This is a genomic window from Pseudomonas sp. SDO55104_S430, assembly GCF_054070595.1.
Map to the genome: position 1 here is coordinate 1 of NZ_JBSVXG010000359.1, position 3,925 is coordinate 3,925.

Below are 3,925 nucleotides of genomic sequence, written 5' to 3' on the forward strand. Positions count from 1 at the left end.
AGGAGCGAGGCTTGCCCGCGAAGAGGCCCCGTCAGGCGACGAAAATCTTATTCGTCATCATCGAAGTTATAGCTACCCGGCGCCAGGTTCTCGAACCGGGTGTATTTACCGATGAACGCCAGCCGGATAAAGCCGATCGGGCCGTTACGCTGCTTGCCGATGATGATTTCGGCGATGCCTTTGTGCTCGGTTTCCGGGTGATACACCTCGTCGCGGTACACGAACATGATCACGTCGGCGTCCTGCTCGATCGCTCCGGATTCGCGCAAGTCGGAGTTCACCGGGCGCTTGTTCGGCCGCTGTTCCAGGGAGCGGTTGAGCTGGGACAGTGCCACCACCGGGCAGTTGAATTCCTTGGCCAGGGCTTTCAGGGAACGGGAGATCTCGGAAATCTCGTTGGTCCGGTTATCACCGCTGGAGCCCGGGATCTGCATCAGCTGCAGGTAGTCGATCATGATCAGGCCGATTTCGCCGTGCTCACGCACCAGTCGCCGGGTACGGGCGCGCATCTCGGACGGGCTGATACCGGCGGTATCGTCGATGAACAGCTTGCGGTCGTTCAGCAGGTTGACCGCCGAAGTCAGGCGCGGCCAGTCATCGTCTTCCAGCTGGCCGGAACGGACCTTGGTTTGGTCGATACGGCCCAGGGACGAGAGCATACGCATGATCAGCGATTCGCCTGGCATCTCGAGGGAGTACACCAGCACCGCCTTGTCGCTGCGCAGTACGGCGTTTTCCACGAGGTTCATCGCGAAGGTGGTCTTACCCATCGACGGACGACCGGCGACGATGATCAAGTCGGCCGGTTGCAGGCCGCTGGTCTTGTCGTCGAGGTCGGTGTAGCCGGTGGACAGGCCGGTAATGCCTTCACCGGTGTTGAACAGGGTGTCGATGCGGTCGATGGCCTTGGTCAGCAAATCGTTGACGCCCACCGGACCGGTGGTCTTCGGGCGGGCCTCGGCGATCTGGAAGATCTGCCGCTCGGCCTCGTCGAGAATCTCTTCGGCGGTACGGCCTTCGGGGTTGAAGGCGCTGTCGGCGATCTCATTGCTGATGCCGATCAGTTGGCGCAAGGTCGCACGCTGGCGGACGATCTGCGCATAGGCCTTGATGTTGGCGACCGAAGGCGTGTTTTTTGCCAGTTCCCCCAGATAACCGAGACCGCCGACCTGGGACGTCTGTCCTTCCTTGTCCAATTGCTCGGCCAGGGTCACGACGTCGATCGGCATGTTCTGATCGGCAAGCTTGGAGATCGCACGGAAAATCAGGCGGTGGTCATGTCGATAGAAATCACCGTCGGAGACTTGATCGAGCACGCGCTCCCAGGCGTTGTTGTCCAGCATCAGACCACCGAGCACAGCCTGTTCGGCCTCGATGGAATGCGGCGGCACCTTCAGCGCGGCGGTTTGCAGATCGTATTGCTCGGGAACTGAGATTTCGTTCATGGCCACTTGGATTGTTTGGAAAAGCAGGGGTTGAAAAACAGGTATTGCCAGAAAGACAAAGGGCACGACCTGTAAACAGGATCGTGCCCGATGTTAACCGCCTGACGGACAAGCCGCCAGCCGATCAGGTGTTGCTTAAGCTGCTACCACGACAACGCGTACGGTGGCTTCAACTTCAGCGTGCAGGTGCACGGCTACGTCGAATTCGCCTACGTTGCGGATGGTGCCGTTCGGCAGACGAACTTCGCTCTTCTGCACTTCAACGCCGGAGGCGGTCAGTGCGTCAGCGATGTCGTGGGTGCCAATCGAACCGAACAGCTTGCCTTCGTCACCGGCAGTGGCAGTGATGGTCACTTCCAGCTCAGCCAGGTGAGCAGCGCGGCTTTCAGCCGATGCTTTACGGTCAGCTGCAGCTTTTTCCAGCTCAGCGCGACGCTCTTCGAACGCAGCCAGGTTGGCAGCGGTCGCAGCGGTGGCTTTGCCGAAAGGCAGCAGGTAGTTACGGCCGTAACCGGCCTTAACGTTTACTTTATCGCCCAGGTTGCCCAGGTTTGCGATTTTTTCCAGAAGGATCAGTTGCATTTGGAAATCCTCTAACTTTTAACCTTCACCGTTCGCGTTATCAGCGTCTTTCGACGCCAGACGCCCGCGAAAATCAATCAGGCTGTCGACGATGGCCAGGACCACCAGCAACGGATAGATCAGCTGCATGAACAGCAACAGCGTTACGTACAACCCCACCAGCCAGAACCTGGCCAGTCGCTTTTGCGCCACCAGCCCGTGAATCAGGGCCAGTCCGGCGAAAACCAGCGGTACGCTGCACAACGGCACAAGCATGGACATCTGGGCACCGAAGTTCGGTGTCACAACCATGCCCGCCAGCAGCAACATCGCGGGCCCCAGCGGGATTCTCACGGCGCGAAACTCGCGACCGAAACCACCTGGGTTGTACAACAACGCCTGCCAGTAGCGCCCGACAATCAGGCTCAGCACACTGACGATTTGCAGCAAGGCCGCTATCAGGCCAGTCAGGATAGGTGCAATCAGGGCCGCGAAACGCGCTTGCTCGTCTACCGACATCTGCTGGTAGACCTGACCGAGTAGCGACGGCATGACTTTGATCAAAGCCTGCGCCAGCATCTCGATCTGGGGACCAAAAGCCGTCCCCAGCACCACTGAAAACACCACTCCCATCGCTATGCTGACCAGCAGCACGCGGAGCCAGGACTCACTTGCGCGCAAAACCAACGCAAGGCTCGCAGACCCCAGCAGCACCAGAAGTGCCCGTGGGTCGTCGGAGTACAGCCACCAGATCAACGCCGGCAGCAGTCCCAGAGCAAGAACGCCCAGGGCGTCCTTCATTCCGCGCCGCAAGAGCACAAGGCATCCGGCGGCAGCACCCAACCAATACAACAGCGGCAACGCCGCGCATCCAGCCACTACCAGAGTGGCCTGCATACGGCCCCGCATGATGAACTCAGCTAAGGCACGCATACATTCAATCCTTTGCTACGTGTCGACTGCCCGGTCTCAGCGGCCGTGGCTGTCGGTGTAGGCCAGCAGGGCCAGGAAGCGGGCGCGCTTGATAGCGGTGGCCAGCTGACGCTGATAACGAGCTTTGGTACCGGTGATGCGGCTTGGAACGATTTTGCCGGTCTCGGATACGTAGGCTTTCAGAGTGTTGAGATCTTTGTAATCGATCTCTTTCACGTCTTCAGCGGTGAAGCGGCAGAATTTACGACGACGGAAGAAACGTGCCATTTGATAGGCTCCTTAAAAGGTCCGTGGATTACTCGTCAGCGTTATCGCTGTTGTCGCTGTCATCACTATCAGCGCTTTCAGCGCCTTCGTGCTCAGGACGGTCGCGACGCTCACGGCGCTCACTGCGGTTTTCTTCAGCCTTGAGCATCTCGGACTGGCCGGTAACGGCTTCGTCGCGACGGATGACCAGGTTACGGATCACTGCATCGTTGTAACGGAAGTTGTCTTCCAGCTCGGCCAGGGCCTTGCCAGTGCACTCAACGTTCAGCATCACGTAGTGAGCCTTGTGAACATTGTTGATTGCGTAGGCCAGTTGACGACGGCCCCAGTCTTCCAGACGGTGGATTTTGCCGCCGTCTTCTTCGATCAGCTTGGTGTAACGCTCAACCATGCCGCCGACTTGCTCGCTCTGGTCAGGGTGGACCAGAAAGATGATTTCGTAATGACGCATGAATGCTCCTTACGGGTTGTAGCCTGCCGCTCAAAAGCGGTCAGACAAGGAGTGAATGACACTTATGGACTTGCGTGGACGAGGCACATGCGCGCCTGCCGTCACAGCAAGGGGCGCAATTGTAGAGAAGGGTCGTGGGAGGTGCAAGGTAATTGGTGATTATTTGAACAACCGCCAATCCTTTGGCTCACCACAAAACAACTGTGGGAGCGGGCTTGCTCGCGAAGAGGCCATATCAGTCGACATCATCGTCGCCTGACACACCGTC

5 protein-coding genes are annotated in these 3,925 nt (G+C 58.6%); all 5 read right to left on the bottom strand.

Annotated elements, in window-relative coordinates; all coding sequences use genetic code 11:
- Positions 1 to 47: 47 nt before the first annotated feature.
- Positions 48 to 1,445 carry a replicative DNA helicase gene (dnaB, locus tag ACW9JE_RS29325; protein ID WP_175375464.1) on the bottom strand — a complete coding sequence of 466 codons (1,398 nt, stop codon included), beginning with the start codon at positions 1,443 to 1,445 and terminating at the stop codon, positions 48 to 50.
- A 135-nt stretch (positions 1,446 to 1,580) separates the two neighbouring features.
- Positions 1,581 to 2,027: a 50S ribosomal protein L9 gene (gene rplI / locus ACW9JE_RS29330; RefSeq protein ID WP_224535697.1), complete on the bottom strand. Its 447-nt coding sequence runs from the start codon at positions 2,025 to 2,027 to the stop codon at positions 1,581 to 1,583.
- An 18-nt stretch (positions 2,028 to 2,045) separates the two neighbouring features.
- Positions 2,046 to 2,939: a YybS family protein gene (locus ACW9JE_RS29335; RefSeq protein WP_224535695.1), complete on the bottom strand. Its 894-nt coding sequence runs from the start codon at positions 2,937 to 2,939 to the stop codon at positions 2,046 to 2,048.
- A gap of 36 nt (positions 2,940 to 2,975) precedes the next feature.
- Entirely contained in the window at positions 2,976 to 3,206 is a 231-nt protein-coding gene (gene rpsR, locus ACW9JE_RS29340) for a 30S ribosomal protein S18 (protein ID WP_002551829.1), read from the bottom strand.
- A gap of 28 nt (positions 3,207 to 3,234) precedes the next feature.
- Positions 3,235 to 3,657: a 30S ribosomal protein S6 gene (gene rpsF / locus ACW9JE_RS29345; protein WP_008048087.1), complete on the bottom strand. Its 423-nt coding sequence runs from the start codon at positions 3,655 to 3,657 to the stop codon at positions 3,235 to 3,237.
- Positions 3,658 to 3,925 lie beyond the last annotated feature (268 nt).